Origin of the sequence: Serratia sp. SM04, assembly GCF_040280225.1 — a bacterium.
GTDB lineage: Bacteria > Pseudomonadota > Gammaproteobacteria > Enterobacterales > Enterobacteriaceae > Serratia > Serratia sarumanii.
The window spans coordinates 353,785-371,335 of record NZ_JBEOQT010000003.1 but is presented as its reverse complement, the minus strand read 5'-3'; the positions used below and the strand labels follow the sequence as shown (position 1 = coordinate 371,335).

General features: G+C 59.6%; 22 protein-coding genes. 15 read left to right on the top strand and 7 right to left on the bottom strand.

What is annotated here, in order from left to right:
- Positions 1-98: 98 nt before the first annotated feature.
- Positions 99-737 (bottom strand): leucine efflux protein LeuE, encoded by a 639-nt coding sequence (gene leuE, locus ABTW55_RS07450; protein ID WP_060420461.1) that lies wholly within the window; start codon positions 735-737, stop codon positions 99-101.
- 237 nt (positions 738-974) lie between these two features.
- Between leuE and ada the strand changes: the two genes are divergently transcribed.
- Positions 975-2,030 carry a bifunctional DNA-binding transcriptional regulator/O6-methylguanine-DNA methyltransferase Ada gene (gene ada / locus ABTW55_RS07445; protein WP_047569114.1) on the top strand — a complete coding sequence of 352 codons (1,056 nt, stop codon included), beginning with the start codon at positions 975-977 and terminating at the stop codon, positions 2,028-2,030.
- On the top strand, positions 2,027-2,740 hold the full coding sequence (locus tag ABTW55_RS07440) for a 2OG-Fe(II) oxygenase (RefSeq protein ID WP_060420459.1): 714 nt from the start codon (positions 2,027-2,029) through the stop codon (positions 2,738-2,740). Before ada ends, ABTW55_RS07440 begins: the two co-directional genes overlap by 4 nt.
- Here ABTW55_RS07440 and tehB read toward each other — a convergent pair.
- The gene (tehB, locus tag ABTW55_RS07435; RefSeq protein WP_060425338.1) at positions 2,735-3,598 is read right to left on the bottom strand and encodes an SAM-dependent methyltransferase TehB; all 864 of its coding nucleotides are present in this window, start codon (positions 3,596-3,598) and stop codon (positions 2,735-2,737) included. The two genes, ABTW55_RS07440 and tehB, sit on opposite strands and share 6 nt — an antisense overlap.
- Before the next feature lie 177 nt (positions 3,599-3,775).
- On the opposite strand from tehB, the gene ABTW55_RS07430 reads away from it, so the two are divergent.
- Positions 3,776-4,879: a DUF1615 domain-containing protein gene (locus ABTW55_RS07430; RefSeq protein WP_060420455.1), complete on the top strand. Its 1,104-nt coding sequence runs from the start codon at positions 3,776-3,778 to the stop codon at positions 4,877-4,879.
- Positions 4,880-4,932: 53 nt separating this feature from the next.
- On the opposite strand, the gene ABTW55_RS07425 is transcribed toward ABTW55_RS07430, so the two are convergent.
- A complete protein-coding gene (locus ABTW55_RS07425; RefSeq protein ID WP_060420453.1) occupies positions 4,933-6,612 on the bottom strand; it encodes an alpha-keto acid decarboxylase family protein in 1,680 nt (559 codons plus the stop codon).
- Between the two features lie 675 nt (positions 6,613-7,287).
- On the opposite strand from ABTW55_RS07425, the gene ABTW55_RS07420 reads away from it, so the two are divergent.
- The 4 genes from ABTW55_RS07420 to ABTW55_RS07405 all read left to right on the top strand — a co-directional run bounded on the left by ABTW55_RS07420 (position 7,288) and on the right by ABTW55_RS07405 (position 9,443).
- Entirely contained in the window at positions 7,288-7,716 is a 429-nt protein-coding gene (locus tag ABTW55_RS07420) for a hypothetical protein (RefSeq protein WP_060420451.1), read from the top strand.
- Positions 7,717-7,923: 207 nt separating this feature from the next.
- A complete protein-coding gene (pagP, locus tag ABTW55_RS07415; protein ID WP_025301698.1) occupies positions 7,924-8,514 on the top strand; it encodes a lipid IV(A) palmitoyltransferase PagP in 591 nt (196 codons plus the stop codon).
- Between the two features lie 126 nt (positions 8,515-8,640).
- On the top strand, positions 8,641-9,129 hold the full coding sequence (locus ABTW55_RS07410; protein ID WP_015376789.1) for a DUF2501 domain-containing protein: 489 nt from the start codon (positions 8,641-8,643) through the stop codon (positions 9,127-9,129).
- 50 nt (positions 9,130-9,179) lie between these two features.
- Complete coding sequence (locus tag ABTW55_RS07405) at positions 9,180-9,443, top strand: DUF333 domain-containing protein (protein WP_004940597.1); 264 nt, start codon at positions 9,180-9,182, stop codon at positions 9,441-9,443.
- A 29-nt stretch (positions 9,444-9,472) separates the two neighbouring features.
- On the opposite strand, the gene ABTW55_RS07400 is transcribed toward ABTW55_RS07405, so the two are convergent.
- Positions 9,473-9,997: a hypothetical protein gene (locus ABTW55_RS07400; protein WP_223307172.1), complete on the bottom strand. Its 525-nt coding sequence runs from the start codon at positions 9,995-9,997 to the stop codon at positions 9,473-9,475.
- Complete coding sequence (locus ABTW55_RS07395; protein WP_225845530.1) at positions 9,939-10,229, bottom strand: hypothetical protein; 291 nt, start codon at positions 10,227-10,229, stop codon at positions 9,939-9,941. The genes ABTW55_RS07400 and ABTW55_RS07395 overlap by 59 nt, the downstream gene beginning before the upstream one ends.
- Positions 10,230-10,262: 33 nt before the next feature.
- Here ABTW55_RS07395 and ABTW55_RS07390 point away from each other — a divergent pair, with 33 nt between their 5' ends.
- Both ABTW55_RS07390 and ABTW55_RS07385 read left to right on the top strand, forming a co-directional pair.
- On the top strand, positions 10,263-11,045 hold the full coding sequence (locus ABTW55_RS07390) for a DeoR/GlpR family DNA-binding transcription regulator (RefSeq protein WP_060420449.1): 783 nt from the start codon (positions 10,263-10,265) through the stop codon (positions 11,043-11,045).
- Between the two features lie 2 nt (positions 11,046-11,047).
- Complete coding sequence (locus ABTW55_RS07385; RefSeq protein ID WP_060420447.1) at positions 11,048-11,431, top strand: VOC family protein; 384 nt, start codon at positions 11,048-11,050, stop codon at positions 11,429-11,431.
- Here ABTW55_RS07385 and ABTW55_RS07380 read toward each other — a convergent pair whose 3' ends face one another.
- Positions 11,432-12,340 carry a LysR family transcriptional regulator gene (locus tag ABTW55_RS07380; protein WP_033637243.1) on the bottom strand — a complete coding sequence of 303 codons (909 nt, stop codon included), beginning with the start codon at positions 12,338-12,340 and terminating at the stop codon, positions 11,432-11,434.
- A 125-nt stretch (positions 12,341-12,465) separates the two neighbouring features.
- On the opposite strand from ABTW55_RS07380, the gene ABTW55_RS07375 reads away from it, so the two are divergent.
- From ABTW55_RS07375 to ABTW55_RS07350, 6 genes are all read left to right on the top strand, one after another.
- Positions 12,466-13,347, top strand: a complete 882-nt coding sequence (locus ABTW55_RS07375) for a pirin family protein (protein WP_033647377.1) — start codon at positions 12,466-12,468, stop codon at positions 13,345-13,347.
- A gap of 118 nt (positions 13,348-13,465) precedes the next feature.
- Positions 13,466-14,092, top strand: a complete 627-nt coding sequence (ycaC, locus tag ABTW55_RS07370) for an isochorismate family cysteine hydrolase YcaC (RefSeq protein WP_033653308.1) — start codon at positions 13,466-13,468, stop codon at positions 14,090-14,092.
- A gap of 306 nt (positions 14,093-14,398) precedes the next feature.
- A complete protein-coding gene (locus tag ABTW55_RS07365; protein WP_033653307.1) occupies positions 14,399-15,574 on the top strand; it encodes a type I restriction endonuclease in 1,176 nt (391 codons plus the stop codon).
- A 231-nt stretch (positions 15,575-15,805) separates the two neighbouring features.
- Positions 15,806-16,135, top strand: coding sequence for a hypothetical protein (locus tag ABTW55_RS07360; RefSeq protein ID WP_033653306.1), 330 nt, complete (start codon positions 15,806-15,808; stop codon positions 16,133-16,135).
- A gap of 73 nt (positions 16,136-16,208) precedes the next feature.
- The gene (locus ABTW55_RS07355; protein WP_033653305.1) at positions 16,209-16,661 is read left to right on the top strand and encodes a thiol-disulfide oxidoreductase DCC family protein; all 453 of its coding nucleotides are present in this window, start codon (positions 16,209-16,211) and stop codon (positions 16,659-16,661) included.
- Between the two features lie 86 nt (positions 16,662-16,747).
- Positions 16,748-16,999, top strand: a complete 252-nt coding sequence (locus tag ABTW55_RS07350; RefSeq protein WP_033637247.1) for a hypothetical protein — start codon at positions 16,748-16,750, stop codon at positions 16,997-16,999.
- Here ABTW55_RS07350 and ABTW55_RS07345 read toward each other — a convergent pair.
- On the bottom strand, positions 16,990-17,538 hold the full coding sequence (locus ABTW55_RS07345) for a GNAT family N-acetyltransferase (RefSeq protein WP_033653304.1): 549 nt from the start codon (positions 17,536-17,538) through the stop codon (positions 16,990-16,992). The two genes, ABTW55_RS07350 and ABTW55_RS07345, sit on opposite strands and share 10 nt — an antisense overlap.
- Between the last annotated feature and the right edge of the window lie 13 nt (positions 17,539-17,551).

Below are 17,551 nucleotides of genomic sequence, written 5' to 3'. Positions count from 1 at the left end.
GCGGCGGCTTTGGTCTGCCTGACATTCGGTTTGCCCTGCGTGTCATTTTGCCGTGACGGAAGGGTAAACTGCGGCCGGCGGGCGCCGGCCGGGAGGGATCACGAGCTCAGGGTTGCCAGACGGGTGGCGAAGCCGAGGAACAGCAGGCCGATGAGGCCGTTGCCGAGCTTCGCCAGGCCTTTCTTGTGGTTGAAGAAATGCGCCAGCATCGCGCCGGAGAAGATCAGCGTGCTCATGTAGATAAAGCTGACGGCTTCGAGGATCAGCGCCAAAATGGTGAACGACAGCCCGGTGTGCGCGTAGTTGAAGTCGATGAACTGCACGAAGAACGACACGTAAAACAAGATAGCTTTCGGGTTGGTCAGGCTCAGCGTCAGCGATTTGCGCAGAATGCTGTGGCCGCCTTCAATCTGCTGCTGTTGCGCCTGCGCCTTCTGCACGAGGGTGGCGTAGAGGATTTTTGCGCCGAGGAACAGCAGGTAAATCGCGCCGAGAAAACGCACCAGGGTAAACAGGAACGGCGTGGTGCGGATCAGCGAAGCCACGCCGATATAGGCGCAGAAGATCAGGATCGCATCGCCGATGAACACGCCGAGCGCCGCGGTGTAGCCGGCGCGCACGCCGCGCGATACGCCGGTTTTCAGTACGTACAGCGTATTCGGCCCCGGCAGAATGATAATGAAGACCACCCCGGCCAAATAGGTCCATAAATTCAGGACGCCAAAACTCTCTAACACAATAACCTCTCCATGCGCGCAACTAACAGGCAAAAACACTGGCCACGCCCGTGACCGGCCGCGATCCTAACGCTGTGCAACCGGGTTGGCAACGTAATAAACTTCATGTTGTTGGTTAAAAATTGTCGAAACATTGCTGAAAAGGTCGGCGCCGAATTAAAAAGCAAGAGTCGGCGTGTTTCGCCAACGGCCCGTCACTATGCTGGTTAACATCGAAACCGCAGTGAGGAACGGATGATGAAAAACGTAATCGACAGCGCCGACCCGCGCTGGCTGGCGATCGTCAGCCGCGATAAACACGCCGACGGCCGCTTTATCTATGCGGTGAAAACCACCGGCGTGTATTGCTCGCCTTCTTGCCCGTCACGCCAGCCGAACCGGCAAAACGTGGAACTGTTCGACGATGCCGAGCAGGCGGAGGCGGCGGGTTATCGGCCCTGCAAACGCTGCCGCCAGGGGCTGACGCCGTTGACAGAGCAGCATGCGCGGCAGATAGCCGAGGCCTGCCGCTATATCGAACGGGCGGAGAAAGCGCCGTCGCTGCAGGCGCTGGCGCGTCACGTCGGGTTGAGCCAATACCATTTCCACCGGCTGTTCAAAGCGATCACCGGCCTGACGCCGAAAGGCTATGCCGACGCGCAGCGCAGCCAGCGCTTGCGCACCGGTCTTACGCAGCAGGAGACGGTGACCGACGCGATTTTCGACGCCGGCTATGGCGCCAACGGCCGCTTCTACCGGCAAGCCAACGCTGCGCTCGGCATGACGCCGAAGGCCTACCGGGCGGGCGGCAAAGGCATGCGCATCCATTTCGCCGTCGGGCGCTGTTCGCTGGGTGAGATCCTGGCGGCGCAGAGCGAGGTGGGCATCTGCGCCATTCTGCTGGGGGACGATGCGCAGCGGTTGGTGCAGGATCTGCAGGACAAGTTCCCTAATGCCGAGCTGATCGGCGGCGATGCGCAGTATGAAGCGCTGATGGCGCAGGTGGTGGGGTTGATTGAAGCGCCGGAGAACGGGTTGGCGCTGCCGCTGGATATTCGCGGCACCGCGTTTCAACAGCGGGTCTGGCAAGCGCTGCAGACGATACCGGTCGGCGAAACTGTCAGCTATGCCGACATCGCCCGGCGCATCGGCGCGCCCAAAGCGGTGCGCGCGGTGGCCGGCGCCTGCGCCGCCAACGTGCTGGCGGTGGCGATCCCCTGTCACCGGGTGGTGCGCAACGACGGCGCTTTGTCCGGCTATCGCTGGGGCGTCGAGCGCAAGAAAGCCTTGCTGGAAAAAGAGGCGCAGCGATGAGCCGCTCGCTGGCGGCGCGGCTGGCCGAATTGGACTGGGCGGCGATTGAACGCGAACTCGATGCGCAGGGCTGTGCGCGGTTGCCTGGCGTGCTCAGCCAAGACCTGTGCCGCGAGCTGGCGGCGCTCTACCCGCACGATGCGCACTTCCGCAGCCGCATCGTGATGGCGCAGCACGGTTTTGGCCGCGGCGAGTACCGGTACTTCGCCTATCCGCTGCCGCTTCCGGTGGCCGAGGCGCGCAGCCTGATGTATGCGCGGCTGGCACCGGTGGCCAACCGCTGGAACGCCTTGTTGAGCCTGACGGCGCGCTATCCCGCCGAACACGAGGCCTACCTGGCCGAATGCCACCGGGCCGGCCAACGGCGGCCGACGCCGCTGCTGTTGCGTTACGAAGCGGGGGATTACAACTGCCTGCATCAGGATCTGTACGGCGAGCGGGTGTTTCCGCTGCAAGTGGCGTTTTTGCTCTCCGCACCCGAACGGGACTTCACCGGCGGCGAATTCGTGTTGACCGAACAGCGGCCGCGGATGCAGAGCCGGCCGGAGGTGGTGCCGCTACAGCAGGGCGACGCGGTGGTGTTCGCCGTGCATCATCGCCCTGTGGCGGGGGCTAAAGGCTATTATCGGGTCAATCTGCGCCACGGCGTCAGCCGGGTACGTTCCGGCCAACGCCACACGCTGGGGGTGATCTTTCACGACGCGCTATAGCTTGCGCGCCAGCAGGGTGGCGAAGCGCAGCGAGATGCGGTTGCCGGCGGCGTCGGTCTTGTGCAACTGGCCGACGTCCTCGTTGTATTTGAGGATCTCCCAGTCGCGATAATAATGCTGCAGTTCACCCGGGCTAAAAGTGAACGGGAACGGCAGCGGGCAGGGATAATCCTCGGTATCCATCGCCGCCACGATCAGGTTATGGCCGCCGCGAACGGTGCTGTCCTGCATGTTTTGCACGATAGGCGGAATTTGCTGGCGCTCGAGGAACATCATCACCACGGTGGACAGGATGAAGTCGTATTCGCCGCTGAAGCGGTGGGTATTGAGATCCTGCACTCCGGCGCTCAGGCGGGTCAGCTGCTCGGCGTCGATGATCCGATTGAGGCGGTCTATCGACGGCGCGTGCTTGTCCCAGGCGGTGACGTCGAAACCCTTCAGATTGAGATAGAGCGAATTGCGGCCGCCGCCGCAGCCCAGATCCAGCGCCTTGCCCGGCGCGATGCGCGCCGCCGCCTCGATCACTTCGGAGTGGGTGCGCGTCAGTTCGTATTTCTTGTGGTAGTAATCTTCCGCCGTGCAGTAAAACGCCAGCCGGCAGGTCATGTCGTCCGAGAAGGAAACGATGCGATGCCACTGCTGCGGTGCGATAAACGGCGGCTGGCTTTCGGGGCTGAACTGCCAGGTCTCGGTGGTGGCGCCGTCCTCGGTCATCATGGCGAACGTCAGGCTGCCGCTCAGCACGGTGAGCTTCGCCCAGGTGCCGCTCTGGGTGTTGTGGCGCTGGCGGAAGGCCTCCGGCAGCGTGTCGCTGTTCCATTCCGGCAGGGTTTTATAGCAAAGCAGCTGCTGCTCCATAAGGGGCTCCTCTGGCTGGGCAAGCAAAGTGATTTATATGATGTATATAAAATACATCTTTATCGAGCGTTTGAACATAGCGGCCTGACGGAAAGGCGTGGCATATCTTTATACTGGATTGTGCGCGGCGGCTGGGCTAATTTCAGTGCTGTTCATGTCATCACGTTCAGGGAAAAGATGCCGATACCTCGTTTATTCCACCCGATATCCTTCCGTTTGCTGAGCCTGGCCGCGCTGCTGGCGTTGGCGGGTTGTACCAGCAAAACCACCACCACGGCGCCGACGGCGCGCCCCGCCGATGTCAAAGCCCGGCTGCTGACGCTGATCCCGGCCAACGCCGGCGATCGTCAGGGCTGGGCCACCGATATTACCGCCGCCTTCGCCGCGCAGGGCATCGAGCCGAGCGATGAGAACCTGTGTTCGGTGCTGGCGGTGACCGAACAGGAGTCGACGTTCCGGGCTAACCCGCAGGTGCCGGGGCTGCCGAAGATCGCCTGGAAGGAGATCGACCGCCGCGCCGATCAGATGCACATCCCGAACTTTTTGGTACACACCGCGTTGAAGATCTCGTCGTCGAACGGCCAGAGCTACAGCGAGCGGCTCGATAAGGTGCGCACCGAGAAGGATCTGAGCGATATCTTCGATGACATGATCGACCGCGTGCCGATGGGGCAGAAGCTGTTCGGCCATTTAAACCCGGTACATACCGGCGGCCCGATGCAGGTGAGTATCGCCTTCGCCGAGGCGCACGCCAAAGGGTACCCTTATCCGGTCGACGGCTCGATTCGCCGCGAAGTCTTCAGCCGGCGCGGCGGCATGTACTTCGGCATTATGCATTTGCTGGGATATCCGGCCGATTACAGCCGGCCGATTTATCGCTTTGCCGACTTCAACGCCGGCTGGTACGCCAGCCGCAACGCGGCGTTCCAAAACGCGGTCAGCCGGGCGAGCGCCATTCCGCTGGCGCTGGACGGCGATCTTATCGACTTCGGCAGCGACAAGCCCGGCTCGACCGAGCTGGCGGTGCGCACGCTCGGCAAGCGCCTGAATATGAGCGACAGCGCCATTCGCCGGGCGCTCGAGAAAGGCGAGACGGCCGACTTTGCCGGCACCGATCTGTATAAGAAGGTCTTTGCGCTGGCGGGCGGCAAGCTGCCGCGCGAGATGCTACCGGGCATCCAGCTGGAAAGCCCGAAAATCACCCGCAAGCTGACCACCGCCTGGTTCGCCAAACGGGTGGATGAACGCCGCCAGCGCTGCATGGCGCGCGCCGGCGGGTAACCCAAAAGAAAACGCCGCCGGTGGCCTGAAACCATCGGCGGCGCGATCGCGCATCAGGCGCTGCGGCGCGGGTTGGTCAGGCCGAAGTTAAAGCTGTTGCAGCGGTTGCAGAACTCTTTCATCACCGGCGGCGTGTCCATCATCGGCACTTTCACCTCGATAAACGCCAGCCGATCCTGCCGTGAGGCGTGTTCCAGGGCCATTTCCAGCTGCTGCGTGGTTTCCACCGCCACGCTGAACGGCTGCGCCTGGGTATTCAATACCGCCGGCAGTTTGGCGTAGTCCCACGGGCCGATGTCGTTGTAGGACGAGTTTTCGCCGAGGATATAACGCTCGATGGTGTAGCCGTCGTTGTTGATCAGGAAGATGATCGGCTTTTGCTCGCAGCGCAGCAGGGTAGACACTTCCTGCGCGGTGAGCTGGAAGGAGCCGTCGCCGATGAACAGCAGGTGACGGCGCTCAGGCGCCGCCATCAGGGTGCCGAGCAGCGCCGGCAGGGTATAGCCGATCGAGCCCCAGATCGGTTGGTTGACCACCTTGACGCCGCCGGGCATGCGCATGCCGCCGATGGCGGCGCCCGAGGTGCCGTTTTCCACCACCACCACGTCATCCGCCCGGATAAATCGTTGGATCCGTTGCCACAGATAGGCCTGGTCGATGGGGGCGTCGCTCGGCGTCGCCAGCTTTTCACGCGGATCGGGCAGCGGCGCCAGGGGCTGTACCGGCGCGTCTTCGCTCAGATCCAGCAGCGCCTGCAGCAGATCCGCCGTCGCCACCGCCGGATAGGAGGTGTTGTCCAGCTTCAGCGAGAACGGCTGGATATCTACCTGAGCGGCGGCGGGAATTTGCTGCGAGAAATAGCCGGTGGTGGAGTCCACCAGACGCACGCCGAAGCTCAGCACGCAGTCCGAGTGCGCCATGCGTTCATACAGTTCGGGGCGCGACAGATTGCCGCTGTAGCCACCCATCCAACCGGCGGTATCTTCCGGAATGATGCATTTGGCGGTCGGCATATTGGTCAGCGGAATGGCAAAGCGGTGAGCGACCTCGATCACCAACCGCTGCAGCTGATAGCGATCCACCATTTGGTCGACCAACATGATCGGGCGCTGCGCGCGTTTTATTTTGGTTAACAGCGCCATCGCCGCTAATTGCACATTATATTTATCGCTGGCCGGCAACTGCGGCGCCGCTGTGGCTGCGGTGATTTCAATTTCGACGTCGCAAATATCGGAAGGCAGCTGTAAATACACCGGTTTCTTCTCTATCCAGGCGCGGGAAATAACGCGCGGAATTTCCTGCGCGGCATTTTCCGGCGTAATCAAGGCTTGAGCAACGGTGAATTGTTTAAAACAGTTCATGACGTTGTCGAAATTGCCGTCGCCCAGAGTATGGTGCAATAGCTGATGATTCTTCATTGCGTGCAGCGGCGGCGTGCCGGCAATGCAGACCACCGGCGAGGATTCGGCATAGGCACCGGCGATGCCGGACAGCGCGGCCAGATCGCCGACGCCGTAGGTGACGATCAGCGCGCCGGCGCCCTTCATTCGGGCATAGCCGTCGGCGGCGTAGGCGGCGTTCAATTCATTGCAGTTGCCGATAAACGCCAGCCGGTCATCGCTTTCCAGCAGCTCCAGCAGGCTGAGGTTATAGTCGCCGGGCACGCCGTAAATACGATCGACGTTCAGGGCGTGAAGCTGTTGCAGAATGAATGACCCGATGGTTATTTTCATTGATTGCTCCGGATTATTTATCTTTATTTTGTCAGGCGAAAATCAGCAAAAATAAATTGCTGGCGATGTTGTGTCGTTAGCATTAACAGTTATTTAAAGCGTCGGCTTGTTCAAGAGAACGTGGGCAGGCGGTAAATAGGCGGTTTGTATTCGGCGCTTTACGCGATTGGGAAATACATAAAAAGTAGGGTTATCGTGTATTGGGAGGAGGCGGTATTTTTCCTTGATGGAATATCAGCAGAGAAACGGCGCCGCGTTGGCATTTATCATGATGCAGGGCGAATCATCCGGTACTTTTGACGCCGCGTTAAATCCCATTGAGCGACACAACGCTTTTTGCCTGGGAAAGAAAAACCGAAGCTGACGTGAAGGGGGATTTTGGTGATCCGCCGCACGCTTATTTCATGAAACCATCCAGTAACCAATGAAAAACAAAAAACTAACAACTTGAGTTTTTTGTTCGCCCGTTTTCGTCAGCTTTGCTTTACGGGGGCGGCGGTGCGCGCCACGTCGGGCCGGCGTTAAAATACACCGTTGCGGGCGCTAAGATAACGTGGTGGCCATCACATTCCATGGGAAGCGATACGTAAACTTTTCTCTACGTGTGCGTAGATGGCGTATACCTACCAGAGGGGATGATGTCCCTGTGGTGCTGGTCTGTGAGGGGGTTACGCGATGAAAAGCTATCGACATATTCTGGTACTGATTCACGATGAGCGCGATGGGCTGCCGTTGCTGCGTCAAACGGTGGCGATGGTGCGCGGGCTGCCGATCGCCATCACCGTCGGCCACCTTAACGCCGACTATGCGGAGCTGGAGTACGGCAGCGATGCGCTGGTCAAAGATCGCCAGGCGCAGGAGGTGATCGCCGCCAAGGCGATGCTGAGCCGGTTGGTGAGCGCCGTCGATGCGCCGGTTGCGATCAAGGAAATCGTCACCATCCGGCGCTTTAAGGACGTCAACGATTTCATTCATCAGGCCGGCATCGATCTGGTGGTGGTCGGGCACCAAAACCGCCTGTTCGGCCTCTATTCCTCATATTCTCTGGAATTTGTGAACCGTCTCGATGTCGATGTGTTGGTCAAGCATCTTGCCCGCGAGTAGCGTGCGACAAAGCGGACTTTTCCCACGGCTTTGCCGCCTTAAAGGCGATAGCATGCGGATATCGGTACAATTTGTTATGAATTATTGGGCATTTTCCGGCGCTAAACTTAACCAAAGCACAACGGGCGTTGGATAAATTAGATACAGCTTGATCTTGCCTGGGCTATCGGTAAAAATCTGCGGCCGTATTTTTACAGGAGCTTTACGATGTTTCTCAAACGGACTCTTTTGGCATGTTCTCTGGCGTTGATATTTCCTGCACTGCCTTCTTACGCTGAGGTTGGTACAGAAAGTGGCAATACCGCGCAGGCTGAAAAACCGGGTCTATGGCAGCGTTTTACCGATAACGTGGCGGAGACCTGGAACAACTCGCCTAACCACGATCTCTATATCCCGGCCATTACCTGGCACAACCGTTGGACTTACGATGATGAACATATCGATAAGTACAACGAACGCCCGTGGGGCGCCGGTTACGGCATCTCCCGCTACGACAGCGACGGCGACTGGCACGGCATCTACATCATGGCGTTCAAGGACTCCTTCAACAAGTGGGAGCCGATCGGCGGCTACGCCTACGAGAAGATCTGGCGCCCGCTGGATGACAAGGATTTCCGCCTGGGGCTGGGCTTTACCGCCAGCGTCACCGCGCGTGACAACTGGAAATACATTCCCATCCCGGCGCCGCTGCCGCTGGCTTCTATCGGCTATCAGCGGCTGACGTTCCAGGCGACCTACATTCCCGGCACCTATAACAACGGCAACGTGTTCTTCGCCTGGCTGCGCTGGCAGTTCTAAACTTCCTGAATTCCGAAAAACGGCGCGGCGGCGAGATTAAAGGAACTTGTCGCCGCCAGCGGCGTCGGAAGGGTATCCCGGCGCGCTGCGCCGATTGCATGCCGTTATTACAGGAGTTTCACCACTATGATCACCAAACATCGTTTACTGCTGGCTTTGGCGCTGTCCGCTACCCTGGCCAGCGGCGCCACCCAGGCCGCTGGGCTGATGGATTCCCTCAGCAGCGCGGCGGGCGAACTGAGTAAGTCGGGCGGCGACAGCAGCGGCGGCATGTCGCTCTCCTCGTTGACCGGCCTGCTGAACGGTGGCGACAAGGCGTTGAGCTCCAGCAGCATGACCAATGCCGCCGGCATCCTGCAGTACTGCGTGAAAAACAACGTGCTGTCGGCTAACGGCGCCGAAGGGGTGAAAGATCAACTGCTCAGCAAGCTGGGCATCACCAGCACCGAAAACGCCAAGAGCCAGGATTATCAGCAGGGCCTGGGCGGCTTGCTGCAGACCGGCGAAGGCAAGAGCCTGGATCTGAACAGCCTGGGCACCTCGCAGATCACCGAGAAGGTGAAGCAAAAAGCCTGCGATCTGGTGCTGAAACAGGGCAAATCCTTTATTTCATGATAAGCGAACGGCGGAGCGCTCCGCCGTTCTTTTTTGCATAAGCTGGAAAAATGAAAAAAACGTTGATGCTTTCCCTGCTGGCAGGGATGACGATGTTGCAGGGGTGTTCCGTGAAATCCAACGATGCGCCACCGCCGCCGCAGGTGAAACCGATCGGCATGGCGAACCCGGCCGACGTGTACTGCACCCAAATCGGCGGCAAGCTGAACGCCAAAGAGAATGCGGCAGGCCAGTATTCCACCTGTACCTTGCCGAGTGGGCAGGAAATTGAAAGCTGGGAGCTGTTCCGCCGCGATCATCCGGTGAAAAAGTAACCCTATGCGGCGCCGGTTCCGGCGCCCGATCAGAATTGGCGATCCCCTATCGACTGCAGCTGCAGGCTGCCGTCCTTTTGTAGCGTCAGCGGCATGCGCCAATCGCGCTGTTTATCCAGGTTGAACGGCCGGGAGCGGAACATGCAGCCGGTCTTGATGTTCTTGATTTTCATCACATGTTCCGCGTCCGCATTGATTTTCACCTCGAAGCTGCCGGCGGGCGGAATAAAGACTTCCGCCAGCTGCTGCGGCGCCGTCGGCGTTTCCAGCTTGACCAGCACCGCAAAATCGTTGCCCTGATTATCCAGCGTCAGCCGATGCAGACCGGCCGTGGGCAGCCGCGTCGGCTGATGCAGATAACCCGCTGAGGCGGGCCACGGCTGCCCGGCATTGTCATGCAGCGGCCCGCCGCACTGTTCACGCGCCTCGCGCAGCGGCATTTCGCGCTTTATTGCGCGGTTGTAATCGGCGGGGGCGGCGAGGCTGAACTCGTCGTCATATTGGTGGGCGCGCAGATAGCGCTTGGCGCCGAGCACCCCAACGGCGACCAGCATGAAGAATAAAAATATCCTCAGGCGATTTTTGAAAATCAGCCCGAACAGCTTCCCGGGGAGTTGAAACAGCCACCTTGCGATCGTCAATAACATCGTTTTCCCTTAGCGTCCAAGCCGTTACGTCTGCGGTAACTTCGCTTGCCTCAGTATAGCCAACATCCCGCAGGCGAAAATCCTGCCCGGCGATTTTTCTTTCGCTCACGGTTGTACGTTTATGTTTGTTTGTGTACATTTGTGATCACTTTAGCGTCACCGGATTGACACGATGTCCAAACTGCTACCGAATGAGCGCCACCAGGCCATTCTCGACACGCTTCGCCAACAGGGGCGGGTGCTGGCGCTGGAGATGGCGCAGCGGCTGAATACCACCGAAGCCACCATCCGCCGCGATCTGCGCCAGCTGGCGGCGCAGAATCTGTGCAAACGCATCTATGGCGGCGCGCTGGCGCCGACGCCGGCCGAGGGGCCCGTTGCGGCGCGCATGGCGCTCAGCGGCGATGAGAAGCTGGCGCTGGCGCAGACCGCGCTGGGGTTGATCGGTGAAGAGCAGCTGATTTTCCTCGACGCCGGCAGCACCCACCTGTATCTGGCGGATCTGTTGCCGCGCGATCGGCGTTTGACGGTGGTGACCAATGCGTTGAGCATCGCCGGCAAAATGCTGGAACGGCCGGGGCTCCGCACCATTCTGATCGGCGGCGAGCTGGATGCGCAGGTTGGCGGCTGCGTGGACGCCAAAGCCGCGGAAGAGATAGACGGTTTCCATTTCGATCTGGTGTTCACCGGCATCTGCGCCTACGACCCGGACAGCGGCTTTTCCGCGCTGAGCTACCAGGATGCCACGTTCAAAAAGCGGCTGCTGACGCGCGCCGGCAGCGTGGCGGTGCTGTGTACCCGCGATAAGCTCAATACCTACGCCCCTTACCCCTTCCTGCCCGCCGGGCGGGTGGATCATCTGGTGACGGCGCGCGGCGCGCACCCGCAGCTCGAGCTGCAGGTGGCGCAGGGCGGTGGCCAGGTTTGGCACAGCGATTTACCGACCGGAGAATGATGATGAAAATAGCCCATGTAGCCCTGTGGACCCGCGACATCGACGCGCAGTTGGCGTTCTGGCAGCGCTATTTCAACGCTGAGGCGGGCGAGGAGTACGTCAGCCGCAACCGGCCGGGGTTTGTTTCCCGCTTCGTCAGCCTGGCGGCCGGGCCGACGCTGGAGATCATGCGCGTGCCGACGCTGTTGCCGGCGCAGGCCCAGGAAGAGCGGGTGGGCTGGGCGCACATCGCGCTGTCGCTGGGGGATGAGCGGCAGGTCGATCGGTTGGCGCAGCGCGCGCAGCAGGAGGCTATCCTGCAGTCCGCGCCGCGCTGGACCGGCGACGGCTTCTACGAGGCCGTCATCCGCGATCCGGACGGCAACGCGATTGAAATCACCGCCTGATCACTCCTCTTCGATGCTGGTGAACTGCTCGCCCAGATAATCGAGCAGCAGCCTTACCGCCGGCAGCAGCCCGCGGCGCGACGGGTAAACCGCATGCACCACGCCGCCCTGCGGCTGCCAGCCGGGCAGCAGCTGGACCAGTTCGCCGCGCAGCATGTCGTCGCGCATCATCATCGCCGGCAGCTGAACGATGCCGGCGCCGGCGATGGCGGCGGTGCGCAGCATCAGCATGTCGTCGGTGACCAGCCGCGGCGTGTGTTCCCACTCCACCCGTTCACCCTGCGGGCCGGTCAGCCGCCATTGGTGCTGAGCGCGCGCGGGGCCGAGATCGAGCGTCGGGTATTTACGCAGGTCTTCCGGCGCGTGCGCCGGCCCGAGGGTGCGCACCAGCGCCGGGCTGGCGGCGACGCACCAGGTGCGCTGCGCCAGGATCTTCAGCACCAGATCGCTGTCTTCCAGCGGCGGCGGCCGCACGCGGATCGCCAGATCCAACCCTTCCCCCACCACGTCCACCCGGCGGTTGGTCGCTTCCAGATGCACCGTCACCTTCGGATAGTCGGCCATAAAGGCCGCCACCATGCTGCCGACGCGGGTGTGCAGGATCGCCACCGGGCAGGACATGCGCACCGTGCCGCAGGGCTCGGCGCGCGTCTGTTCGATCGCCTGCTGCGCCGCTTCCGCTTCCACCAGCATCGCCTTGCAGTGCGCGTAATAGTTTTGGCCGACCTCGGTCACCGAGAAACGCCGCGTCGAGCGCTGGATCAGGCGCACGCCCAGGCGCTCTTCCAGCAGCGCCACGCGGCGGCTGAGCTTGGATTTGGGAATGCCCAACGCCCGGCCGGCGGGGGCGAATCCCTGGTGATCGACCACGCTGGCGAAGAAAAACAGATCGTTCAGATCGGTCAGCATCCTATCCCTTATCGTTCTACCAGTAGAACGCTGAGTGTACATCTTGCCTACTACTGCAGCAAACCCCGACGGATTAAACTTCTGCCATCAACTTAAGGCCGTGAGGCCTGAAACGGGAGTTCAAGATGAAAAAAATCCTCGGTATTCACAACAGCCCGGAAGCACATTGGGTCGGTAACGGTTTCCTGGTGAATTCGCTGTTCTCTTATAACGATTTGGGGGCGGAAATGAGCCCGTTCCTGCTGCTGGATCACGCGGCGCCAACCAAATTCCGCTCTGCCTCCGGCACCCGCGGCGTGGGTCAGCATCCGCATCGCGGTTTTGAAACGGTGACCATCGTCTATCAGGGCGAAGTGGAACACCGCGACTCGACCGGCAGCGGCGGGGTGATTGGCCCCGGCGACGTCCAGTGGATGACCGCCGCCTCTGGCATTCTGCATGAAGAGTTCCATTCGCGGGAGTTCTCGCGCAAGGGCGGCACCATGGAAATGGTGCAGCTGTGGGTCAACCTGCCGGCCAAGGACAAAATGGCCGAGCCGGGTTACCAGACGCTGCTGAACGCCGATATTCCGGTGGTTCCGCTGGCGGACGGCGCCGGGCAGGTGCGGGTGATCGCCGGGGACTTCGGCGGCCACGCCGGCCCGGCACGCACCTTTAGCCCGCTCAACGTGTGGGATATGAAGCTGAATGCCGGCCACACCACCACGCTGACGGTGAAAGAAGGCCATACGCTGGCGTTGGTGATGCTGCACGGCGCGATCCTGGTCAACGGCGAAGAGGTGGTGCGCGAAACCCAAATGGTGCGTTTCGACCGGGCGGGGGATGCGATCACTATCGAAGCCAACAACGACGTCGCGCTGCTGGTGCTGAGCGGCGAACCGATCGATGAGCCTATCGTCGGCTACGGCCCGTTCGTCATGAACAGCGACGCGGAAATCCAGCAGGCGTTCCGCGACTTCAACAGCGGCAAGTTCGGCAGCATGAACGCCGAAGCGAGCGCCGGCTGACCGCAGGCGCCCGAGCCGGGAAGCGTTCCCCGGCTCAGGCGCTACACTTAGACCTCTGCGCCCCGTCCCAGCGGCGGGGCGCTTCATCCGCAACATCAACCCCCACGGGAGTAAAACCATGACTGCAAACTACAAACGCCTCGACAAGGATCAGGCCGCCGTATTGCTGGTGGATCATCAGGCAGGGCTGCTTTCGCTGGTGCGCGATATCGATCCCGATCGGTTTAAAAACAACGTGCTGGCGCTGGGTGATTTAGCGAAGTACTTCAATCTGCCGACCATTCTGACCACCAGTTTCGAAAACGGCCCCAACGGCCCGCTGGTGCCGGAACTGAAGGCCCAATTCCCCGATGCCCCGTTCATTCCCCGCCCCGGCCAAATCAACGCCTGGGACAACGACGACTTCGTCAACGCAGTGAAAGCCACCGGCCGCAAGCAGCTGATCATCGCCGGCGTGGTGACCGAAGTGTGCGTGGCATTCCCGGCGCTGTCGGCGCTCAATGAAGGCTTTGAGGTCTTTGTGGTGACCGACGCCTCCGGCACCTTCAATGAGCTGACGCGTCAGTCGGCCTGGAGCCGTATGGAAGCCGCCGGCGCGCAGCTGATGACCTGGTTCGGCGTCGCCTGCGAGCTGCACCGCGACTGGCGCAACGACATCGAAGGTCTGGGCACGCTGTTCTCCAACCATATCCCGGACTACCGCAATCTGATGACCAGCTATAACACGCTGACAAACGGTAAGTAACGCGATAGATGGGCAGTATTCCCTGCCCATCATTTGTCGCTGGATTCTGTATAAGTACCAATAATGGTTCACTCGCTATAAATTCCCATCTGTTAATACTTATCTCTTTTTTATTGTGATCGGCTGTAGGTCTTCGTGTTCCTATTTTGATTAAGGCTATTTGTTCTGCTATATAACTAATAATTAATGCTAATTCTATTAAATATTGACGGAGTTCTATTTAAGAACACCGCTTTGTTGCAAGAAAAGCACTTTTGAACGTGTGATTTAAGACTACAGCGATTTAACACAGCAGAGGGATGGTTGATGAATGCATTCAGAGATAAGCTTAAGGCCCATGTTCTTCATGTGGCCTCTGTTGGCCAGCATTGCAATACTGAGGAAACGACTAAGCAGGCATTAATTTTGCCGTTATTAGAAACCTTAGGCTTTCATCCGTATGACCCCACTAAGGTGAAGGCAGAGTATGGTGCTGATTTTCCAGGTGTTAAAGTGGGTGAGCGCGTTGATTACGCCCTTTTTTGCCATGCGGTTCCCGTCATGTTCATCGAGGCGAAGTCTTTCAATCAAAATCTGTCAAACCATAGTCCCCAGCTATCTCGCTATTTTAATGCGACACCAGAGGTCACGGTTTCTGCAATAACTAATGGAAAAGAATGGCGATTTTTCACCGATCTGAAAGATAAGAACATCATGGATGATTCGCCATTCCTGAAAATAGATTTTAATAATCTAAACGATTCTGATATTGATCAGCTTTATAGATTTAGACACGACCAATTTCAGCCTGAAGCGCTGCGAACGTTAGCTGAAGAAAGTATCTATCTGACTTCATTTACAAAAACTATCAGCGCCAGCCTTCGAGACGTTGATTCAGATTTTGTTCGTTATGTGGCAAGTCGCTCTAACGTTCAGCGTCAGCTAAACCAACGTTTTTTGGACACAATAACGCCATTGGTTCGTTTGGCTGTTGAAAAAGCAGTGAGTGCGATGGTCGTTTCTGGCCTGTCAGTGACGTCGGAAAATGTTGTAGCGTCTGAATCCTCAGATGAAGGTGAAACGCAAAACAGACCCGACCCGCTTGCCCCGATCGTTGACCCCGAGAATAGTAAAATAGTGACTACATTTGCAGAAAGGTGCCTGTTTGACAATGTGGCGATGATCTTGGGCACTGAGGCAGAGCTGGTTGCGAAAGATACCGAAAGCTATTACAGCATCCTCTTTCAAGGGAAGACGACGCGTTGGATTCTGCGTTATTTCGACAATAAGCAACGCCCAACCATTTTGCTTCCGCTTGAGATAGACGATGCCAGGCAGGCTGAGATAACTCGCGCCGGCCTGGAGTTGGCAGCAGGGGGGCATATCATTATCGACCGCCCGGAAAATATTTTGCGGCTAACGGGGTTGATCGTTGATTCTTACCAATATTGTATTAATGACGAAAACTTTAGGCAGAAGAGAAAAGATAAGCAGGAAAGCTAGCCTGTATCCCCATTAAGTGGTTGATTGGAAAATTAAAGCCTTCCACACAGGGTTGTATGCGCCGTGTGGAAGGATGGAAAAATCGGAGTGCTTCCAAATCTTCTGTTTTCATTAAGTTAGACGCGGGATGTAAGCAAAACGTAGCGGGGCGAAAAGGTAGCGAAAAGCGGCTTTCTCATTAGCCGGGAGCGGGGTAGCGTAATCCCGAACCCGGCAAATGAGGCTAATTCAATGAAACAAGCAATCAAGATCCTGGCGCTGCCCTGCATGGGCATGGCGCTGTTGTTCAGCGCGAGCGCGATATCTGCCCCCGAGGCGCCTGCGGCCAAAGCGGTGCCGCCCGCGGCGGATGAGCCGATGCGCATGCCGCCTTTCCCGGGCGGGCACCCGCCCAAGCCGGGGTTCTGCCACGGCGGCGAACTGTTCTGCGCCACCTCGGCCAGCGACAATCCGGTGGAAACCATCAATAAACTGACGGCGGTGATCCCGGCGGGCAGCGCCAAACATTACGAGGTGCGCGTTGCGGTGGTCGCCGTGCCGGACGCCCCGCCTGCGCGTTAACGGATCGTCATTCCGCACTGGTTCGCACGCTCAAGGCGCGTTAGGCTAAGGCGTACGTTTATCGGGAGGCGGGATGACCCCTTTATCACCATTGCCTTATCTCCAGCCCGGCGATCGCGCGCTGTTGTTCGACGGCGAATGCAATCTGTGTTACGGGCTGGTGAGGTATCTTATTCGCGCCGATCGGCAGCGGTGCATTCTGTTGGCGACGGTGCAATCGGTCGAAGGGCAGGCGATCCTGCAGGCGTTGGGGCTGCCGACCGATCGTTTCGATTCCGTGGTCTATGTTGAGCAGGGGCGCTATTGGCTGCGTTCGGCTGCGCTGTTCCAGGCGCTGCGCCAATTGGGGTGGCCGTACCGCGTGCTGGCGCTGGCGCGTTACCTGCCGCCGCGGCTGGCGGACAAGGTCTACGACGCGGTCGCCGGCAATCGCTACCGGCTGTTTGGCCGCAACGACGGCACCGGCCTGCCGGGCGCCGATCAGCCCGGGCGCTATCTGCCTCGGCGGCGGGAACCGCCGGCCTGAGCTTTACGCTTCTTTACCATCCAACTGCTTGAAATATCAACATTCCAGCCCCATATAATGGAACGTTCAGCCAACAAGGAGCGCGTATGGGAATCAGTGAAGAAGAGCACATCCGCCGTTTGACCCAGGAGAAGAACGACATGGGCAATACGGCGAAGTGGGTGGCGATCGTTTCCGCCGTATACTTTGCCTTGATGGTGTTTTACGGCCACCCGATCGGCGTGTTGGCGATGTCGGGCGCGGTGTTCATCGTCTCTACCACCACCTGGCTGAAAAAGCGTCAGAAGGTCAAATCTTACCGCATGGCGTTGGCTAAAATCAGCGACGATCAGCCCTGATAGTCGCCGCGCTTTAGCGTATACACCAGGCTCGGCGCCGCGCCGGGCACGTCATCCAGCGTATCCACACGCTGCATGCCGATCTTTTCCAGCACCCGCCACGAAGCCTGATTCTCCGCGCGCACAATGGCGGAAATCTCACCCATCCCCAGCCCGACAAACCCGTATTGCAGTGAAGCCCACGCCATCTCGGTGGCCAGCCCCATGCCCCAGACGCGGGTGTCGAAGCGATAGCCGAGGTTCACGGTGCGCTGCGCGCCGAGCGGTTTCCAGGACAACCCGCCAAACCCGATAACCCAATCCGGCCGTTCGCGCAGGGCGAGCGCCCAGGAGCCGTAGCCGTGTTGCCGCCAGCCGGCGAGCCGCTCCTGCAGCGCCGAAGCGGCCTGCGCCTCGCTGGTGAGCGGGCCGGCGGGGTTGAAGCGTTGGGTTTGCGGATCGCCAAAGATGGCGTAGAAACGTTCGAGGTCCGCCATCACCGGCGGCCGCATCTGCAGGCGTTCGCTGAAGTACGGGGCTGAAGGATTAAAGCTCGGCATCGTTTCTCCCGGC

Bases quoted from the DNA above. Each gene is read 5' to 3' on its own strand.
- ABTW55_RS07395 (WP_225845530.1), bottom strand. From the start codon at position 10,229: ATGTACACAAACAAACATAAACGTACAACCGTGAGCGAAAGAAAAATC.
- tehB (WP_060425338.1), bottom strand. From the start codon at position 3,598: ATGGAGCAGCAGCTGCTTTGCTATAAAACCCTGCCGGAATGGAACAGC.
- ABTW55_RS07380 (WP_033637243.1), bottom strand. From the start codon at position 12,340: ATGCTGACCGATCTGAACGATCTGTTTTTCTTCGCCAGCGTGGTCGAT.
- pagP (WP_025301698.1), top strand. From the start codon at position 7,924: ATGTTTCTCAAACGGACTCTTTTGGCATGTTCTCTGGCGTTGATATTT.
- ABTW55_RS07365 (WP_033653307.1), top strand. From the start codon at position 14,399: ATGAATGCATTCAGAGATAAGCTTAAGGCCCATGTTCTTCATGTGGCC.
- ABTW55_RS07355 (WP_033653305.1), top strand. From the start codon at position 16,209: ATGACCCCTTTATCACCATTGCCTTATCTCCAGCCCGGCGATCGCGCG.
- ycaC (WP_033653308.1), top strand. From the start codon at position 13,466: ATGACTGCAAACTACAAACGCCTCGACAAGGATCAGGCCGCCGTATTG.
- ABTW55_RS07430 (WP_060420455.1), top strand. From the start codon at position 3,776: ATGCCGATACCTCGTTTATTCCACCCGATATCCTTCCGTTTGCTGAGC.
- ada (WP_047569114.1), top strand. From the start codon at position 975: ATGAAAAACGTAATCGACAGCGCCGACCCGCGCTGGCTGGCGATCGTC.
- ABTW55_RS07440 (WP_060420459.1), top strand. From the start codon at position 2,027: ATGAGCCGCTCGCTGGCGGCGCGGCTGGCCGAATTGGACTGGGCGGCG.
- ABTW55_RS07410 (WP_015376789.1), top strand. From the start codon at position 8,641: ATGATCACCAAACATCGTTTACTGCTGGCTTTGGCGCTGTCCGCTACC.
- ABTW55_RS07400 (WP_223307172.1), bottom strand. From the start codon at position 9,997: ATGCTGGTCGCCGTTGGGGTGCTCGGCGCCAAGCGCTATCTGCGCGCC.
- ABTW55_RS07385 (WP_060420447.1), top strand. From the start codon at position 11,048: ATGAAAATAGCCCATGTAGCCCTGTGGACCCGCGACATCGACGCGCAG.
- ABTW55_RS07360 (WP_033653306.1), top strand. From the start codon at position 15,806: ATGAAACAAGCAATCAAGATCCTGGCGCTGCCCTGCATGGGCATGGCG.
- ABTW55_RS07375 (WP_033647377.1), top strand. From the start codon at position 12,466: ATGAAAAAAATCCTCGGTATTCACAACAGCCCGGAAGCACATTGGGTC.
- ABTW55_RS07405 (WP_004940597.1), top strand. From the start codon at position 9,180: ATGAAAAAAACGTTGATGCTTTCCCTGCTGGCAGGGATGACGATGTTG.
- ABTW55_RS07390 (WP_060420449.1), top strand. From the start codon at position 10,263: ATGTCCAAACTGCTACCGAATGAGCGCCACCAGGCCATTCTCGACACG.
- ABTW55_RS07420 (WP_060420451.1), top strand. From the start codon at position 7,288: ATGAAAAGCTATCGACATATTCTGGTACTGATTCACGATGAGCGCGAT.
- ABTW55_RS07350 (WP_033637247.1), top strand. From the start codon at position 16,748: ATGGGAATCAGTGAAGAAGAGCACATCCGCCGTTTGACCCAGGAGAAG.
- ABTW55_RS07345 (WP_033653304.1), bottom strand. From the start codon at position 17,538: ATGCCGAGCTTTAATCCTTCAGCCCCGTACTTCAGCGAACGCCTGCAG.
- ABTW55_RS07425 (WP_060420453.1), bottom strand. From the start codon at position 6,612: ATGAAAATAACCATCGGGTCATTCATTCTGCAACAGCTTCACGCCCTG.